Source organism: Kitasatospora paranensis, from assembly GCF_039544005.1.
Classification (GTDB): domain Bacteria; phylum Actinomycetota; class Actinomycetes; order Streptomycetales; family Streptomycetaceae; genus Kitasatospora; species Kitasatospora paranensis.
In genome coordinates, this window is record NZ_BAABKV010000001.1 from 1,870,397 (window position 1) to 1,888,830 (window position 18,434).

Sequence of the window (18,434 nt, forward strand, 5' to 3'; positions counted from 1 at the left end):
CGTCGCACGGCCGCCGGTCGGAGGCGCCGTCGCCCGGACGGAGCAGGGCCGCCCACGGACGGACGTGCTCCGCTCGCCGCCATCCGGTTCGTGGCGTTTCGTGTGAGATGGCGTCTGGCCAGCTCCTCCAGCCGCCCCCGTCCCCGACGACCGCAGGAGCAGGTGCACTGGAGGACAGCGTGCAGACCGATATCGATCCGCGAGACCTGATCGGGCACAAGGCGGTCGACCGGAACGGTGACAAGATCGGCACGGTCGACGAGGTCTATCTCGACGACGCGACCGGTGAGCCCGAGTGGGCCGCGGTCCGCACCGGGATCTTCGGCCGGGACGCCTTCGTCCCGCTGACCACCAGCGAGTTCTCGGGCGAGGAACTGCGCGTCCCGTACGACAAGTCGCTGATCAAGGAGTCCCCGGACTTCGGCGTGGGGCAGCACCTCTCACCCGCGCAGGAGTTGCAGCTGTACCGCTACTACGGGCTGGACACCTCCGGCAACGGGCGGCCGACCGCCCCGCCGGCGGCCGCGGCGCCGGTGGGCACCGGTCGGGCGCAGGACGCGGAATTCGGCGCGGTGTCCGGCCGTCCGGCGGCCGGCGGCCCGGACGGCGGGCATGCCCGCGCCGACGGCGGCGCCGTGCACGACCGGGCGGTCGAGGAGCAGCGGCCGACGGCCGGGCCGGCCACCGCGCCGCAGCCCGAGGCGGCCCGGGGCACCGGACGCCCCGCGGACGGCACGGCGTCCCACGGGGCGGCGGCCGACCCGCGTCCGGCGGCGCAGACCCTCGTCGACAACGTCCGCCGGCTGCCCACCGCGGCTGCCACCCAGGCCGCCCAGGGCACCCAGGTCGCCGCCCGGCCCGCCCCGTCCGCGCAGTCCGCCCCGTCCGCCGCCCGGACGGCGGCCTCGACGGCGGCCCCCAGCGGCCCGGTCGAGGTGACCTGCCGCGAGGAGCGGCTGGACATCAGCACCGAGTGGCACGTGCTCGGCACGGCACGGCTGCGCAAGTACGTGACCTCCGAGGCGGTCGAGCGGCGGGTGCCGGTGGTGCGCGAGCGGGTGCGCGTGGAGCGGGTGCCGGTCACCGACGCCGAGCGGGCGTCGCTGACGGAGCAGGAGATCGCCGAGGCCATGGAGGAGGTCACCCTGCGCGAGGAGCGCCCGGTGGTCCGCAAGTACCTGGCGCCGGTCGAGCGGGTGCGGCTGGTGGTCGAGCGGTACACCGAGGAGGAGGTGGTCCGCGAGGAGCTGCGGCGCGAGCAGGTCGAGGTCCACGACGGCACCGCCCAGCAGCCGCACGGCCCGCAGCAGGCCGACCGGGCCGCCGCACCGCAGAACCGTCCGGCCGCGGCCGACGGCGGCCACGGGCAGGCCGCCGCACCCCATGCCGGGCCGGCCCCCGTGCACTCCGCCGGGCCGGTGCCGGCCGGCGTGGCCGCACGGACGGCTTCGCCCAACGGGACGGTGCGGCCGGAGTCGCTGCGGCCCTCCTGAGCCGGCGTCCCTCAGGCCCCGGCCCGCTGCAGCGGGCCGGGGCCTGCGCGTTGCCCAAACTTCACCGATCGATATTTGACACACTGAAGTATTGGCGTGCATCGTTACTTCAGTTGATTCACTATCGCTCGTCTGAAGCAGTCGGGGGCCTCCGCACAGGGCTGCCCGTCCACCGGAACGGGCAGCCCTAACAGGAGGAATGAGAACCGTGAGTGAGGCCCCACAGCCCACCACCGCAGCCGAGAAGCCGAGCAGCGCGCGGGTGCTCCCCGCCCTGGTCCTCGCGATGCTGGCGTTCAGCGTGGTGCAGACCGCGGTCGTCCCGATCCTGCCGTCGCTGGCCAAGGAACTGAACGTCTCCGGCTCCAGCATCACCTGGCTGATGACGGCCAACCTGCTCTCGGCAGCCGTCCTCACCCCGCTGCTCGGCCGCTTCGGCGACCTGCGCGGACGCAAGCCGATGCTGCTCGTCTCGCTGGCCGGCCTCGTGGCCGGCTCCGCCCTCGCCGTCGGCACGCACTCCTTCACCTGGCTGGTCGTCGCCCGCGTCCTGCAGGGCGCCGGCGGTGGCGTGCTCCCGCTCGCCATCAGCATCGTCCGCGACGAACTGCCTCGCCAGAAGGTCACCGGCGGCGTCGCCGCGATCAGCGCCTCGATGGGCGTCGGCAGCGGCCTCGGCCTGGTCGCCACCGGCCTGCTGCTGGAGCACTGGAACTACAAGTCCATCTTCTGGATGGGCCTCGCCTTCGGCCTGCTCGCCATCGCCCTGGTCGCGATCCGGGTGCCGAGCGACCCCGTCGTCGACAAGGAGGGCGGCGCCGACCCGCTCGGCGCGATCACCCTCGCCGGCTGGCTCTCCGCGCTGCTCGTCGCCGTCAGCCAGGGCAACCACTGGGGCTGGACCTCCACCCGCACCCTCGGCCTCTTCGCCGTCGCCGCCGTCGTCGCCCTGGTCTGGATCCTCATCGAGGTCAAGGTCACCCACCCGCTCGTCGACATGAAGATGCTGTCCCGCCCCGCGGTCGCCTTCACCAACATCTCCGGCCTGCTGATGGGCTTCGGGATGTACGGCTCCTTCATGGTGATCAGCAACTTCGCCCAGACCCCGGACAAGCTCGCCCACTACGGCTTCACCGCCACCGTGCTGCACGCCGGCGTCATGCTGCTGCCGTCCGCGCTCGGCTCGATGGTCGCCGCGCCGCTCGGCGCGCTGATGATCGCCCGCCGCGGCCCGCGCCTGCCGCTGGTCCTCGGCGGCGTGCTCGGCGCGGCCTCGATGGCCTACCTCGCCCTGCGCCACAGCCACGAGTTCGACATCTACTTCGCCTCGGCCGTCTTCGGCCTCGGCGTCGGCCTCGCCTACGCGGCCATGCCCGCCTACATCAACGGCGCCGTGCCCGCCGAGCAGAGCGGCATCGCCAACGGCATGAACGCCGTGCTGCGCACCGTCGGCGGCGCCATCGGCACCGCCGTGATGGCCGCCATCCTCACCGGCGACACGATGAAGCTGCCGATCCCGATCGCGCTGCCCACCCTGCACGCCTACGAGCACGCCTTCTGGACGGCCGCCGCGATGTGCATCGTCGCCGGCCTGGTGCCGTTCGCGATCCGCCGGATCAAGTCGACCGACGCGCCCGCCGCAGCCGAACCGGCCGCCGCGCCCGCGCTCGCCAGGACCGACGCCTGACGAGGCGTCCCCTCTCACGCCGCCGGACACGGCGTGAGAGGGCCGGGCCGCCCGGTGGCCGGTCGTGGGATCACGACCACCGGGCGGCCTGGCCCGCCGAGCGGCCCCGCATCCGGGACGGTGCGGGGCCGCTCGGCGTTCCCGGGCAGCCGCCGGGCAGCCCGGGAGGCCGGCCGGGACGCCCCCGGGCGGGTCAGACCTGCGGCCGCAGCGGCAGCGCGCCGGAGGGCCGCAGCAGCGGATCGTCGATCGGGAAGGTACGGATCCGGCCCGGCCCGCTCTCCGGGGTCTCGAAGCGGACGGTGACCCGGCCGACCCCGCTGCCCTGTACCCAGCCCGCCCCCAGCTCCTCGTGCACCACGTCCTGCCCCGGCGACCAGCGGCGCAGCTCGGGCGCCTCCGGTTCGGCGGCCCCCTCCTCGGCCGCCGCCGGCTCCCCCACCGCCTCGGCGGCCTCCGCGGCCTCCGCCCCGGCCTCCGCCCGGGCGGCCTGCGCCGCCTGCGCGAAGAGGTCCTCCTGGGTGAAGTCGGCCAGTTGTGCCACGCCCACCCCCAGCAGTCGCACCCCGCCCGTGGTGTCCACCTGGGCGGCGAGGCGCCGCGCCGTCTCGGCGATCACCCCCGGGTCGTCGGTCGGCGCCCGCAGCGTCTCGGATCGGGTCAGCGTGGAGAAGTCGAAGCGGCGCACCTTCAGCACCACCGTCCGCCCCGACCGGCCGGTGGCGCGCAGCCGGCGGACGCAGCGCGCCGCCAGCTGGTCGATCTCGTGCAGGATGCGCTCCCGGTCGGCGAGGTCCACCTCGAAGGTGTCCTCGACCGAGACGGACTTCGCGTCGCGGTCCGCCACGACCGGCCGGTCGTCCTGCGCGGTGGCCATCAGGTACACACCCGTGCCGTGCGCACGGCCCAGCAGCTGGACGAGCTCCGCCTCGCCCGCCTCGGCCAGGTCGGCCACCGTGGTCAGCCCGGCCCGGCGCAGCGCCTGCTCGGTGGCCGGGCCGATGCCGGGCAGCGCCCGCACCGGCATCGGGCTCAGCACCGCGCGCTCGGACCCGATCTCCACCAGCACCAGGCCGTCCGGCTTGGCCTGCTCCGAGCCGATCTTGGCCATCAGCTTGGAGCCGGCCGCCCCCACCGAGGCCGTCAGCCCGGTGCGCTCCACGATGTCGGCGCGCAGGTCCTCGGCGACCGCCAGCACCAGCTGGGCCCCTCGCCCGGCCCCGCGGCGGCCAGCGCCGGGCCGTACGGACCGGCCTCCAGGTCCACGAAGGCCTCGTCCAGACTGAGCGGCTCGATCAGCGGGGAGCGCTCGCGCAGCAGGCCCATCACGATCTCGCTGTTCTGGCGGTAGGCGTCGAACCGCCCGGAGAGGAAGGCCGCGTTCGGGCAGAGCCGACGGGCCTGGGCCATCGGCATCGCCGAGTGCACACCGAACCGGCGGGCCTCGTACGACGCGGTGGAGACCACCCCGCGCCCGCCGAGCCCGCCGACGATCACCGGCTTGCCGCGCAGGCTCGGCTTGGCCGCCTGCTCCACCGCCGCGAAGAAGGCGTCCATGTCGAGGTGGATGATGCTCGGCACAGTGCGCACACGGCGATCATCCCGCAGCCCACTGACAGGTCGGCCGAACGGCCGCCCGTCCGGCGGCGTCGGCCCCTCCGGACCGGCCCCGGGGGTCAGTCCGTGCCGGCGTCGGCGAGGGCGCGGGCGATGCCGGGCTCCTTGGCGCCGAGGAACTGCGGGTCCGGGCGCAGCCACACGTTCAGTGCGGCCTTCCCGGCGCCGGGGATCTCCCGCAGCCCGCCGTAGTACCAGGTGGTGTCGTGCGGCTCCTCCACCCCGACCGCGTAGGAGTCGATCCCGGCGGCCTGACAGAGCGCCAGTGCCCGGCGGACGTGGAACCGCTGACTGACCAGCAGCGCCTGGTCGACCCCGAAGATCCGGTGCGCCCTGGTGCACGAGTCCCAGGTGTCGAATCCCGCGTAGTCGCCCACCACCCGGACGGCGGGCACCCCGTGCGCCACCAGGTAGGTGCGCATGGCGTCGGTCTCGTCGTAGTCGGTGCGGCTGTTGTCGCCGGTCACCAGGATCGCCCGGACCTTGTGCTGCCGGTAGAGGTCGAGCGCCGCGTCGAGGCGCCCGGCCAGGTAGGGCGAGGGCTCGCCGTCGAAGAGGCCCGCGCCGAACACCATCGCCACCGGTGCGGCGGGAGCCGTGCGGACGGTGCCGACCCGGTCGCCGGACCGCACCCACAGCCAGGTGCTCGGCGCCAGTGCCAGCACCGTGAGCACCACGACCGCCCGGAACCACCGGCGCCGGCCGGAGCGGCTGCCCAGGCCCGGCACGAGGGCGAGCCGGGCCGTCACCCGCCGGTGGAAGGGCAGGGAGGCGGGCAGCGGCTCCCGGAGGGGACGCAGCAGCCGCCCGCACCGGCTCCGCACCACCCGCAGCAGCGGCCGCAGCACCGGCGGCAGCGCCCGCAGTACTCCCCGGACCGCCCCGTACGCCCCTGCCGCGCGCTGCCGCACCCCACGCCCCCTTGATCGACTCGTCGATGTCCCGGACGCGGCGAGGGGCCCGGACGGTTCCCCGCCGGGCCCCTCGCGCGGGGAGTCAGACCGCGCGGTTGCGGCGCTGTGCCAGTTCGTCGGCCGGGTCCTGGCCGAGCACCGTCTCACCCGTGTCGGTGCGCTCGGCGTGCAGGCGGCCGAGGGTCGCCTCCAGCTCCTGCCAGACCGCGCCGACGGAGATGCCGAACATGCCCTGCCCGCCGCCCAGCAGTTCCACGGCCTGCGCCGGGCTGGTGCACTCGTAGACCGTGGCGCCGTCGCACATCAGGGTGAGGTCGGCCAGCCCCCGCCGAGGTCCGCGGCCTGCAGGTGGGCGACGGCCACGCGGATGTTCTGGAGCGAGACACCGGCGTCCAGCAGCCGCTTGACGACCTTGAGGAACAGGATGTCGCGGAAGGCGTAGAGCCGCTGGGCACCGGCCGGGTAGGCGGTGCGCACGCTCGGCTCCAGCAGCCCCGTGCGGGCCCAGTAGTCGAGCTGACGGTAGGTGATGCCGGCGGCGGCGCAGGCGGTCGGCCCGCGGTAGCCGATCAGCGCCGAGGTCGGCGGGATCCGTTCGATGGCCGGCTGGCCGGCCTGTACCGCGGGGAAGCGCCCCACCCGGGGCAGCTCGGGTTCGGGGGCCTCGGACGGCGGGGCGTCCCAGGCGGACGGGAGGGAACGGCGGGCGGCGCGCGGGAGGTGCACGGCACACACGCCTCCAGCGGCAGCTTCATCGCCGGTACCGCTCATGCCAACCTCCGTCCACTCGTCCTGCGGGTCGGTGACGCCCGGGTGGCCTAACCACCGGAGCCATCCCTGACGGTAGGCAGTCGCCAGAGACCCGTCAACGATCGCCACGCCGGGCTGCAGCGAAGATTTCACTCGGGCGAGTGGTTTTTCGTGCCCTCGGGGCGGGTAGGACGGCGAAAATTTGCCGACTCCACGGCCGACAGCCGTGGCGCAGCGGCCCGGCGGGGCCGCTGCCCGGCTACTGCTGGCCGCCGAAGTCCTCCGGCGAGACCTGGTCGAGGAACTCGCGGAACTTCTCGACCTCGTCCTCCTGCTCGTCCGGGATCGCGATCCCGGCCTCGGCGAGGACCTCCTCGCTGCCGAAGATCGGCGTGCCCGTCCGCAGCGCCAGAGCTATCGCGTCCGAGGGGCGGGCACTGACCTCGACCCCGCTGGCGAAGACCAGCTCGGCGTAGAAGACACCCTCGCGCAGGTCGCTGATCCGGACCTCGGTGAGCTGCTGGCCCAAGGCGTCGAGCACGTCCTTGAAAAGGTCGTGGGTCAGCGGCCGGACGGGAGTCATGCCCTGCTGGGCGAAGGCGATCGCGGTCGCCTCGCCCGGGCCGATCCAGATCGGCAGGTACCGATCGCCCCCGATCTCCCGGAGCAGCACGATCGGCTGGTTGGAAGGCATCTCCACCCGGACACCCACGACGTCGAGCTCATTCACACTGGCAACCCTATGGCCCGGGCCGCCGATAGGAAAGCGCAGCCCCTCGGAGGCGGGCCGATCCGCCGGGCACACGCACGGCCCGGCCCCCGCCCGCCGGCGGTCAGTTCGGACGCGGGCGCAGGCCCGCCTGGACCATCGCCGCGTGCAGTCGCACCGACAGCGTGGCCAGCTCGCGCGCGGTCGCCTCGGCGTGCGCCCTGGTCTGCGGGTTGCGGTGCCGCCGCAGCGGTGCCACCACCTGGTCGACCAGGGCGATCTCCCGGTCGGCGGCGGCCTTCATCGCCCGCAGGTGGCGGGGCTCCAGCCCGAACCGGCCGAGCTCGGCCACCAGCCGGGCGATCTGCAGCGCCTCGCCGTCGTAACCGCCGTCCGGACCGGCACTGACCAGCCCGTACGACTCCCACTCGACGAGTTCGCCCTCCTGGGCCTCGGCCGCGGCGAGCAGCTCGGCGCGGCCGAGCCGGACACCGAGCACGACGCCGCTGGCGGCCGCCAGCTCCCGGTCGGCCTCCTCCAGGGGGCCCGGCCGGGCCTCCGGCGCGGGCAGCGCCGGAGGGGCCTCGCCCCGCTCGATGGCGTCCAGGTGCTCGCGGATCACCCGCAGCGGCAGGTAGTGGTCGCGCTGCATGCGCAGCACGTACGCGAGCCGTTCGACGTCGGCCGCGCTGAACTTGCGGTAGCCCGAGGGGGTGCGCTGCGGGTCGACCAGCCCCTCCGCCTCCAGGAAGCGGATCTTGGAGATGGTGACCTCGGGGAAGTCGTCCCGGAGGAACGCCAGCACCGCCCCGATGGAGAGCAGTTCGTCGCGCCTCCCCGTACCTCGGCCGCACGTCGTGTGGCGGGCACGGGGGTGGCCCCGAGAGTGGTGGGAGTATTCGCGGTCACTCGGGCTCCTGCCGAAGTCGGATTCAGTACCCCCGGCCGTGGCCGGCGAAGAACACCAGCCGGTACTTGCCGATCTGCACCTCGTCGCCGTTGTTCAGCGTGACCTCGTCGATCCGCTCCCGGTTCACGTACGTGCCGTTCAGGCTGCCCACGTCGGCGACCGAGAAGCCGCCGCCGGGCAGCCGGCGGAACTCCACGTGCCGACGGGAGACCGTCACGTCGTCCAGGAAGATGTCACCCTGCGGGTGACGGCCGGCGGTGGTGAGGTCCGCGTCCAGCAGGAAGCGGCTGCCGGAGTTCGGTCCGCGCTGCACGATCAGCAGGGCCGAGCCCGGCGGCAGGGCGTCGATCGCCGCCAGCACCTCGGCCGACAGCGCCGGGGTGGCACCGGTGGACGTGGCGTTGGGGTCGTACGACTCGAGACCGGAGATCGAGATGGTCGAGGTGGTCTCGACGGCACCCTCGGCCGGCGCGCTGCGCAGCGGCGTTCCGCAGTTGGAACAGAACCGGGCCGTGACCGGGTTCTGGTTGCCGCACCGCGGACACGGAGTGGTGCCAGCCATGTTCACAGCCTCCTGGCGCGGCACACCCGGCTGGGTGTGCCCGGCGTAGGGGTCCGGGGTAAACCCTCCACCGGAGGTTGAGGGTGCTGCCGGGAAACCTATGCGCGGCGCCGCGCCCGCGTCGTGCGACGCGCCGTAGCCCGGCTGATTGCCCCCGTACGGCGTGCCGCCCTGGCCGCCGGCGTCGAGGTACTGCGGCCGCTCCACGTACTGCTCCCCCGCCGGGGCGGACCGCATGCCGGGCACGGCCGCCTCGTCCTCCATCCGGCGGTGGCGGGCGGTCGGCGCCTCGACTGCCGCCTCACGGCGGTTGTTGCGGCCGAACAGCTTCGAGAACAGACTCACGGGCGAATCCCCTTGCGTGTGACAGACCCGCCCGCGGGGCAGGGTGACAGGCTCGAACAGGCGGCATGCCCGGCATCCGGCCGGGCCCGACCAGGCGGTGGGGCGTGCCAGCCGGTTGGAACATCCCAGTGTGCCTCACCGGGGCCCCGCAACGGCCACCGGGGTTGCGGTCGGCTGACGGACCGTACGGCAGTCGGTCCGTCACTTCGCCGCCGGCTTGCCGTACTGGAGCGGCTTGGGCGTCGCGATCGCGTCCACGACGACCTTCTGCTGCTGGGTGATGGTCGCCGTGGCCTGGTCCTTCTCCAGCGTCCGCACGACACCGCCGGGGATGTTCAGCGCGGGCGTGAGGTCCTGGGGGTTCCCGACCACGGTGAACCGGAACGGCTGCGAGACGCTGCGGCCGTCGATCTGCACGCCGGACGGCGAACCGTCGGTGAAGTAGGTGCCCGCCACCACACGCACGTCGTTGATCTGAATCGCCTCCGCCCCCGCCGCTCGGAGTTCCTGCAGGGTGTCCAGCAGCATATCCGCCTTCACCTGCCCTTGGGGATCATCGATCGTGAGTACGATCCCGGGTCCCGTGGCCCGCTCGGTACCTGCCAGCACGCCCAGTTCCGTCACCTTCTTCCTGGTCTGCTCCTGGGCGTCCCTGGCCTGGTTGGAGCTGTTCTCCAACTGGGTCAGGTTCTGCTCCAGCTGCGTCTTCTCCTGCTGGAGACGCTGCTGGCGGCTGTCCAGTTCGTCGAGGATGCGGACAAGATCCTCCTGCCGCGCACCGCGCAGCTGGTTGTGGTCGTTGGTGGAACGCACCTGGATCGCCAGACCCAGCCCCAGCGCGAACAGCAGGACGGCCACGACCAGCTGGCCGCGCGAGACCCGCGGCGGCCAGAGCGCGGCCCGCAGCCTGCGCCGCGCGTCGGATGCCGGTGCGGCCGCGGGCACGGCCTCGGGCCCGGACTCGGCCTCGGCCTCGGGCCGGACTCCGCGGAGTCGGATCCGGCGGGGTCCGATTCTGCGGGGTCGGCGGGGTCGGCCGGCTCAGGGGCCTCCGCGGGCGTCGCCGGACCGGCCGTTCCGGTGGATCCGCTCACTCCGCCGGGTTCGGCGACCGCCTCGTTGCCGTCCCTGCCTTCGACGCCCTCGATGTCCTCGATGTCCTCGATGCCTTCGGGGTGCTTCTCGTCGTCTGCCACGCCCGTCCCCCTCACGCCCGGAACACGTGTCGTCTGATCGCGGCCGCGTTGGAGAAGATGCGGATGCCGAGCACCACGACCACACCCGTCGACAGCTGGGCGCCGACGCCGAGCTGGTCGCCGAGGAAGACGATCAGGGCCGCGACCACCACGTTCGAGAGGAACGAGACCACGAAGACCTTGTCGTTGAAGATCCCGTCGAGCATTGCCCGGACGCCGCCGAAGACCGCGTCGAGCGCCGCGACCACCGCGATCGGCAGGTACGGCACCACGGCGTCCGGGACCTCGGGCTGCACGAAGAGGCCGACGACCACGCCGATCACAAGTCCTAGAACGGCAATCACGGTGTGGGTACTCCTGTCCCGGTAGTGTGCGGCTTGGCGGTGCCGGTCCGCGGCGCGGTGCCCGGTGAGCCGGTCGCGCCGGAAGCCCGCCCCGAGGCCGGCGACGGGCTCGGCGGGGCGGTCTCCGGACGGGCGGTGCGCAGGGTCACGCCCAGCGCCGCCGGCAGGGTCAGTCGGTCCTGCACCGATATCGAGGCCTTGATCCCGTAGGTGTCCTCGATCAGCTTCAGGTAGCGCCCCTCGGCGGTCTGCGGGAAGGCGCTCTGCAGGTGCGCACCGTCCCCGATGGCGAGGACGGTGTACGGCGGCACCAGGGGGCGGTTGTCGACCAGCACCGCGTCGCCCGCGGCCCGGATCGCGGAGAGCCCGGTGAGCCGCTGGCCGTTGATGGAGAGCGCCTCGGCCCCGGAGGCCCACAGGCCGTTGACGACCAGCTGGAGATCGTGGTCGCGCAGGCGACCCACGTTGCTGAAGCCGTCGGCCTGCCGCGGGTCGTTCGCCGAACCGCCGCCCGCGGTGCCCTGGGCGTCGTCGAGGACCATCTTCAGGCCCGGCCCGCGGATCTCCCCGGTGCCCGCCGCGGCCGCGAGCTCGGCGAGCCCCTCGTCGCCGCCGCTGGGCAGCGCGTCCTGCTGGGCCTTGCCCACCCGGTTGCGGAGGTCCTCGACCTTGCGCTGGAGGTCGTCGGCCGTCCGCGTCTCGTCGGTGACCCGGTGGACGAGGGCGTCGCGCTCCTTGGCGAGCGTCGGCTCGGCCTTGGAGGCGTTGACCCCGCCGACCGTCACCACGGTGGCCGCGAGGGCGAGCCCGAGGGCGAGGGTGAGCCGCCCGCGCCGGGTGCCCGGAAGCCTGGTCGGCCCGTCGCCGCGGGCGGCCGCCTCGGCGTATCCCTCGTCCAGGCTGTGGTCCATCACATTGGTCAGCAGGGACATCGAGGCGTCCGGACGGTTGAACCGCCCGTCCCGTTCACTCGGCGTCGGCGTTGCTGGCATCCGGACATCGTCCCATGACGCCGGGGGCACCTCGGCACAGCCCCCTTCACCGCCGTCGCACCGCCCCGCCGTCGGCGCTCCGCCCGGTCACCGGAACGTGACCGGGCCGGTGCCGGGCGTGTCCACCGCCCGGCACCGGCCCAGGTACCGCCGGGTGCCTAGCGCCCGGCGCCGTCCACGACGGCCGCCCACTCGTCGAGCAGCTGCTCGGTGGCCTGGTCGTCCGGCCCCTCGGCCCACAGGTGGGTGACGGCCTCGGCCGGGTCCGGCAGCACCAGGGTCCACCGGCCGTCCGCCTCGACGACGCGCACGCCGTCCGTGGTGTCCAGCTTGCGGTTCCCGGCCGCCTCGACGACCGAACGCATGACCATGCCCTTGGCGGCCCACGGCGTCGCGATGTCGCGGCGCTGGATGTGCGCCTGCGGGATCCGGGCGTCGATCTGGCTGAGCGTGAGCTGCGTCCGGGCGACCAGACCGACCAGCCGCACGAACGCCGCCGGGCCGTCCAGCACGCCGCTGAACTCGGGCACCACGTAACCGCCGCGCCCGTCGCCGCCGAACACCGTGCCCTCTCCCGCGGCCGCCTTGGCCAGGTCGTCGGGCGAGGTGGTCGTCCACGTCACCTGGGTGCCGTGGTACGCCGCCACCTGCTCGGCGATCCGGGTCGTGGTGACCGGCAGCGCGACCTGGCCGCTCCGCCGCTCCGCGGCGACCAGGTCGAGCAGGACCAGCAGGGCCCGGTCGTCCTGGATGACCCGGCCCAGCTCGTCCACGAAGGACACCCGCTCGCCCACCGGGTCGAAGCGCACGCCGAAGGCCGCACGCGACGACGCGACGAGCTCGCCCAGCCGGGCCAGCGCGGCACGCCGCTCGTCGGCGTCCTCGGTCGGCCTGGCCTCGTCGAGCCCGCTGTCGACCGTGAGCGCCTCCACACCGAGCCGGCCGAGGATGCTCGGCAGGACGAGTCCGGCGCTGCCGTGCGCGGCGTCCACCACGACCTTCAGGCCCGCCTCGCGCACCCCGGAGGTGTCGACGGCCCGCAGCAGGTTGCGCGCGTACGAGTCGAAGACGCTCGACGGGTGCAGCAGGTCGCCGATCTCGCCCGGGAACGCCCGCCGGAACTCCTGGCGCGCGTACACCCGGTCCAGCTTGCGCTGGCCGCCCTGCGAGAGGTCCGCGCCGGTCTCGTCGAAGAACAGGATGTCCAGCGAGTCGGCCACACCCGGGGTGGTGCGCAGGAAGATGCCGCCCGCGCTGCCCCGGGCGGTGTTCTGCCGGGCGACGGGCATCGGGACGTTCTCGAGGTCGCGGACGTCGATGGCGCTGGTCTGCAGCGCGGAGATCATCGCTCGTTTGAGTGCACGGGCACCGCGCGAGTGGTCACGCGCGATGGTGACGGTCGCGCCCTTCTTCAGCGTCGTCGCGTACGCCCCGGCCAGCCGTACGGCCAGCTCCGGCGTGATCTCGACGTTGAGGATCCCGGACACGCCGCGGACGCCGAACAGGTGCTCCTGGCCGCGCGACTCCCAGATCACCGAGGTGTTGACGACCGCGCCGGCCTCGATGGTCTTGAACGGGTACACCCGGACGTTGCCGGCGAGCAGGGACTCCTCGCCGATCAGGCACTCGTCGCCGATGACGGCGCCCTCGTCGATCCGGGCCGCCCGCATCACATCGGTGTTCTTCCCGATGACGCACCCGCGCAGGTTGCACTGCGGTCCGACGTAGACGTTGTCGTGCACGACGGCCTTGTGGAGGAAGGCACCCCGCTTCACGACCACGTTGCTGCCGAGCACGGTGTGCTCCCGCAGCTCGACGCCGGCCTCCACCTTGGCGTAGTCGCCGACGTAGAGGGCCCGCGCAGGACGGCCTCCGGGTCGACCTCTGCGCCCTCGGCGACCCAGACACCGGGCGAGATCTCGAAGCCGTCCAGCTCGACGTCGACCTTGCCCTCCAGGACGTCCGCCTGGGCCTTCAGGTAGCTCTCGTGGGTGCCCACGTCCTCCCAGTAGCCCTCGGCGATGTAGCCGTAGACGGGCTTGCCCTCCTTGAGCAGCTGGGGGAAGACGTCGGAGGACCAGTCGACGGACTCGCCGGCGGCGACGTACGAGAAGACCTCCGGCTCCATGACGTAGATGCCCGTGTTCACCGTGTCGGAGAAGACCTGCCCCCAGGTCGGTTTCTCCAGGAAGCGCTCGACGCGCCCCTCGTCGTCGGTGATGGTGATGCCGAACTCGAGCGGGTTCGGCACCCGCGTCAGGCAGACGGTGACCAGTGCACCCTTCTCACGGTGGAACGCGATCAGCTCGGAAAGATCGAAATCGGTGAGCGCGTCACCGGAGATCACAAGAAACGAATCGTCCTTGAGGGCGTCCTCGGCGTTCTTGACGCTGCCCGCGGTACCGAGCGGGACTTCCTCGTTGGCGTAGGTCAGGTGCATCCCCAGCTCTTCGCCGTCCCCGAAGTAGTTCTTCACCAGGGAGGCGAGAAACTGCACGGTGACGACCGTGTCCGAGAGGCCGTGCCGCTTCAGCAGCCTGAGCACGTGCTCCATGATCGGCCTGTTCACCACCGGGAGCAGTGGCTTCGGCATGCTGGAGGTCATCGGTCGGAGACGAGTACCCTCGCCTCCCGCCATCACGACGGCTTTCATTACGGGTGCGTCCTCCTTCGCGGTGGTGAACCCTGCGGATCCATCAAAACCGTTCCAGAGCTTCTCTACCCGGATAAAAACGTCCGACTCACCGTGTCGCGGCAAGTCGGACGTAGAGATGCTGTCAGCAACCGTGGAGAACGTCAGGCAGGAGCGCCGGCCGCCTTCACGATCCGACGGGCCTGGACGGCGTACAGGATGCCCGCCCACCAGTAGAGCGTCGTACCCCACCAGATGAATGCCCAGCTGACCGGCTCGGCAACCGTCGCCAACCATCCGTCGCCCGATCCCAGCAACAGAAGCGGAAAGGCGTACATCAGATTGAACGTGGCCGCCTTGCCCAGGAAACTCACCTGCAGGGGGCCGTAACCGTGCCGGTTGAGAATCGGCAGCAGGGACGCAATGAAGAGTTCACGCGCCAGCAACAGCGCCGTCAGCCACAGCGGGAGGATCTCCCGCCAGGTGAGACCGACCAGGGTCGACAGCACGTACAGCCGGTCCGCGGCCGGATCCAGGATCTGGCCGAGCCGGCTGATCTGGCCCCACCGCCTGGCCAGCTTGCCGTCCAGATAGTCACTGATGCCGCTGAGCATCAGCACGACGATCGCCCAGCCGTCGTTGTTCGGCCCGCCGAACACCGGCCAGAGGATCAGCCACAGGAAGATCGGGACACCGACCAGCCGACCGATGCTCAGCAGGTTGGGGATGGTGAGGACGCGGTCGGTCTGCACGCGCGTCTCCTGAACCTCCACCTGGGGACCCTCCTGATGACCGAGCTGTACGGGCGGTGCGGTGACTGCCGTACGACGACTTGTGCAGCAGTGACCTTACAACAAAGAAGCCCCCACCCGTCACGGGTGGGGGCTTCTCAAGAATTGTTCGGCGGCGTCCTACTCTCCCACAGGGTCCCCCTGCAGTACCATCGGCGCTACGAGGCTTAGCTTCCGGGTTCGGAATGTGACCGGGCGTTTCCCTCGTGCTATGACCACCGAAACACTATGAAACTGTCCGCCACCGACACACCCGAAAAAGAATCGGGGTCGGGGTCGTTGTTTCAGAACAACACAGTGGACGCGAGCAACTGAGGACAAGCCCTCGGCCTATTAGTACCGGTCAACTCCACCCATTACTGGGCTTCCATATCCGGCCTATCAACCCAGTCGTCTACTGGGAGCCTTACCCTCTCAAGGAGGTGGGAGTGCTCATCTCGAAGCAGGCTTCCCGCTTAGATGCTTTCAGCGGTTATCCCTCCCGAACGTAGCCAACCAGCCATGCCCTTGGCAGGACAACTGGCACACCAGAGGTTCGTCCGTCCCGGTCCTCTCGTACTAGGGACAGCCCTTCTCAACACTCCTACGCGCACAGCGGATAGGGACCGAACTGTCTCACGACGTTCTAAACCCAGCTCGCGTACCGCTTTAATGGGCGAACAGCCCAACCCTTGGGACCTACTCCAGCCCCAGGATGCGACGAGCCGACATCGAGGTGCCAAACCATCCCGTCGATATGGACTCTTGGGGAAGATCAGCCTGTTATCCCCGGGGTACCTTTTATCCGTTGAGCGACGGCGCTTCCACAAGCCACCGCCGGATCACTAGTCCCTACTTTCGTACCTGCTCGACCCGTCAGTCTCACAGTCAAGCTCCCTTGTGCACTTACACTCAACACCTGATTGCCAACCAGGCTGAGGGAACCTTTGGGCGCCTCCGTTACTCTTTAGGAGGCAACCGCCCCAGTTAAACTACCCACCAGACACTGTCCCTGATCCGGATCACGGACCCAGGTTAGACATCCAGCACGACCAGAGTGGTATTTCAACGATGGCTCCACCATGACTGGCGTCACGGCTTCAAAGCCTCCCACCTATCCTACACAAGCCGAACCGAACAACAATAGCAAGCTATAGTAAAGGTCCCGGGGTCTTTCCGTCCTGCTGCGCGAAACGAGCATCTTTACTCGTAATGCAATTTCACCGGGCCTGTGGTTGAGACAGTCGAGAAGTCGTTACGCCATTCGTGCAGGTCGGAACTTACCCGACAAGGAATTTCGCTACCTTAGGATGGTTATAGTTACCACCGCCGTTTACTGGCGCTTAAGTTCTCAGCTTCGCCACGACGAATCGTGACTAACCGGTCCCCTTAACGTTCCAGCACCGGGCAGGCGTCAGTCCGTATACATCGCCTTACGGCTTCGCACGGACCTGTGTTTTTAGTAAACAGTCGCTTCTCGCTGGTCTCTGCGGCCAACCCCAGCTCAGACAGTAAATGTCATCACCAGGACTGGCCCCCCTTCTCCCGAAGTTACGGGGGCATTTTGCCGAGTTCCTTAACCACAGTTCACCCGAACGCCTCGGTATTCTCTACCTGACCACCTGAGTCGGTTTGGGGTACGGGCCGCCATGAAACTCGCTAGAGGCTTTTCTCGACAGCATAGGATCATCCACTTCACCACAATCGGCTCGGCATCAGGTCTCAGACTACGTGAACGGCGGATTTGCCTACCGTTCGTCCTACACCCTTACCCCGGGACTACCACCGCCCGGGCTGGACTACCTTCCTGCGTCACCCCATCGCTCACCTACTACCCTGTTGGGTCACCGGCTCCACCACGTCCCTTCGTCCGAAGACTCCAGGCCGGCTTCACGGGCTTAGCATCAAGAGGTTCGACGTTGGCGCTTCAAAGCGGGTACGGGAATATCAACCCGTTGTCCATCGACTACGCCTGTCGGCCTCGCCTTAGGTCCCGACTTACCCTGGGCAGATCAGCTTGACCCAGGAACCCTTGGTCAATCGGCGCAAGAGTTTCCCACTCTTGTATCGCTACTCATGCCTGCATTCTCACTCGTGAACCGTCCACAACTGGATTCCTCCGCTGCTTCACCCGGCACACGACGCTCCCCTACCCATCCACAGCGCCGTTGGGCGTATTCTGTGAATGACACGACTTCGGTGGTGTACTTGAGCCCCGCTACATTGTCGGCGCGGAATCACTTGACCAGTGAGCTATTACGCACTCTTTCAAGGGTGGCTGCTTCTAAGCCAACCTCCTGGTTGTCTCTGCGACTCCACATCCTTTTCCACTTAGCACACGCTTAGGGACCTTAGTCGGTGTTCTGGGCTGTTTCCCTCTCGACCATGGAGCTTATCCCCCACAGTCTCACTGCCGTGCTCTCACTTACCGGCATTCGGAGTTTGGCTAAGGTCAGTAACCCGGTGAGGCCCATCGCCTATCCAGTGCTCTACCTCCGGCAAGAAACACACGACGCTGCACCTAAATGCATTTCGGGGAGAACCAGCTATCACGGAGTTTGATTGGCCTTTCACCCCTAACCACAGGTCATCCCCCAGGTTTTCAACCCTGGTGGGTTCGGTCCTCCACACGGTCTTACCCGCGCTTCAACCTGCCCATGGCTAGATCACTCCGCTTCGGGTCTTGGGCATGCAACTGTAACGCCCTATTCGGACTCGCTTTCGCTACGGCTACCCCACACGGGTTAACCTCGCTACACACCGCAAACTCGCAGGCTCATTCTTCAAAAGGCACGCAGTCACAGTCCGAAGACTGCCCCCACGGCTTGTAGGCACACGGTTTCAGGTACTATTTCACTCCGCTCCCGCGGTACTTTTCACCATTCCCTCACGGTACTATCCGCTATCGGTCACCAGGGAATATTTAGGCTTAGCGGGTGGTCCCGCCAGATTCACACGGAATTTCTCGGGCTCCGTGCTACTTGGGAGAAGCTCAAGTGAGCCGCTGATGTTTCGTCTACGGGGGTCTTACCCTCTACGCCGGACCTTTCGCATGTCCTTCGACTACACCAACGGTTTCTGACTCACCCAGCCGCCGGCAGACGACTGAAGAACTTTCCCACGACCCCTCATACGCAACCCCTGCCGGGTCTCACACGTATCAGGTTTAGCCTCATCCGGTTTCGCTCGCCACTACTCCCGGAATCACGGTTGTTTTCTCTTCCTGCGGGTACTGAGATGTTTCACTTCCCCGCGTTCCCTCCACATACCCTATGTGTTCAGGTATGGGTGACAGCCCATGACGACTGCCGGGTTTCCCCATTCGGACACCCCCGGATCAAAGCTCGGTTGACAGCTCCCCGGGGCCTATCGCGGCCTCCCACGTCCTTCATCGGTTCCTGGTGCCAAGGCATCCACCGTGCGCCCTTAAAAACTTGGCCACAGATGCTCGCGTCCACTGTGCAGTTCTCAAACAACGACCAGACACCCACCCGCGAATCGTCCGAAGACAAC

Annotated in this window: 10 protein-coding genes, 2 rRNA genes and 3 pseudogenes; 2 read left to right on the forward strand and 13 right to left on the reverse strand. The window is 69.8% G+C overall.

What is annotated here, in order from left to right; translation table 11 throughout:
* Positions 1–179 precede the first annotated feature (179 nt).
* The gene (locus ABEB13_RS09425) at positions 180–1,493 is read left to right on the forward strand and encodes a DUF2382 domain-containing protein (protein ID WP_345705119.1); all 1,314 of its coding nucleotides are present in this window, start codon (positions 180–182) and stop codon (positions 1,491–1,493) included.
* A 199-nt stretch (positions 1,494–1,692) separates the two neighbouring features.
* A complete protein-coding gene (locus tag ABEB13_RS09430) occupies positions 1,693–3,180 on the forward strand; it encodes an MFS transporter (protein ID WP_345705120.1) in 1,488 nt (495 codons plus the stop codon).
* 14 nt (positions 3,181–3,194) lie between these two features.
* Here the strand turns inward: ABEB13_RS09430 and ABEB13_RS40440 are convergent.
* The 13 genes and pseudogenes from ABEB13_RS40440 to ABEB13_RS09500 form a co-directional block, all read right to left on the reverse strand.
* Positions 3,195–4,770: pseudogene (locus ABEB13_RS40440) on the reverse strand (DNA polymerase IV).
* An 86-nt stretch (positions 4,771–4,856) separates the two neighbouring features.
* Positions 4,857–5,564, reverse strand: coding sequence for a SanA/YdcF family protein (locus ABEB13_RS09445; protein WP_380231169.1), 708 nt, complete (start codon positions 5,562–5,564; stop codon positions 4,857–4,859).
* 229 nt (positions 5,565–5,793) lie between these two features.
* Positions 5,794–6,482: pseudogene (locus ABEB13_RS09450) on the reverse strand (MerR family transcriptional regulator).
* A 238-nt stretch (positions 6,483–6,720) separates the two neighbouring features.
* Entirely contained in the window at positions 6,721–7,191 is a 471-nt protein-coding gene (locus ABEB13_RS09455) for a bifunctional nuclease family protein (protein WP_100891234.1), read from the reverse strand.
* Between the two features lie 103 nt (positions 7,192–7,294).
* Entirely contained in the window at positions 7,295–7,984 is a 690-nt protein-coding gene (gene ftsR, locus ABEB13_RS09460) for a transcriptional regulator FtsR (protein ID WP_425559958.1), read from the reverse strand.
* 118 nt (positions 7,985–8,102) lie between these two features.
* Positions 8,103–8,987, reverse strand: a complete 885-nt coding sequence (locus tag ABEB13_RS09465; protein WP_345705124.1) for an FHA domain-containing protein — start codon at positions 8,985–8,987, stop codon at positions 8,103–8,105.
* A gap of 201 nt (positions 8,988–9,188) precedes the next feature.
* Positions 9,189–9,932 carry a DUF881 domain-containing protein gene (locus ABEB13_RS09470; RefSeq protein WP_345705125.1) on the reverse strand — a complete coding sequence of 248 codons (744 nt, stop codon included), beginning with the start codon at positions 9,930–9,932 and terminating at the stop codon, positions 9,189–9,191.
* Between the two features lie 262 nt (positions 9,933–10,194).
* Positions 10,195–10,527 carry a small basic family protein gene (locus ABEB13_RS09475; RefSeq protein ID WP_030269510.1) on the reverse strand — a complete coding sequence of 111 codons (333 nt, stop codon included), beginning with the start codon at positions 10,525–10,527 and terminating at the stop codon, positions 10,195–10,197.
* Positions 10,524–11,519, reverse strand: a complete 996-nt coding sequence (locus ABEB13_RS09480) for a DUF881 domain-containing protein (RefSeq protein WP_345705126.1) — start codon at positions 11,517–11,519, stop codon at positions 10,524–10,526. Before ABEB13_RS09480 ends, ABEB13_RS09475 begins: the two co-directional genes overlap by 4 nt.
* 158 nt (positions 11,520–11,677) lie before the next feature.
* Positions 11,678–14,172, reverse strand: a pseudogene (locus ABEB13_RS09485) (sugar phosphate nucleotidyltransferase).
* A 143-nt stretch (positions 14,173–14,315) separates the two neighbouring features.
* Positions 14,316–14,924 carry a cardiolipin synthase ClsA gene (clsA, locus tag ABEB13_RS09490; protein WP_345705127.1) on the reverse strand — a complete coding sequence of 203 codons (609 nt, stop codon included), beginning with the start codon at positions 14,922–14,924 and terminating at the stop codon, positions 14,316–14,318.
* A 125-nt stretch (positions 14,925–15,049) separates the two neighbouring features.
* Positions 15,050–15,165 (reverse strand): 5S ribosomal RNA (gene rrf, locus ABEB13_RS09495).
* Between the two features lie 90 nt (positions 15,166–15,255).
* A 23S ribosomal RNA gene (locus tag ABEB13_RS09500) occupies positions 15,256–18,361 on the reverse strand.
* Positions 18,362–18,434 lie beyond the last annotated feature (73 nt).

What these genes read in the sequence shown, in the direction of transcription:
- ABEB13_RS09430 (WP_345705120.1), top strand. Translation starts at nt 1,693, where the DNA reads ATGAGAACCGTGAGTGAGGCCCCACAGCCCACCACCGCAGCCGAGAAG.
- ABEB13_RS09480 (WP_345705126.1), bottom strand. Translation starts at nt 11,519, where the DNA reads ATGCCAGCAACGCCGACGCCGAGTGAACGGGACGGGCGGTTCAACCGT.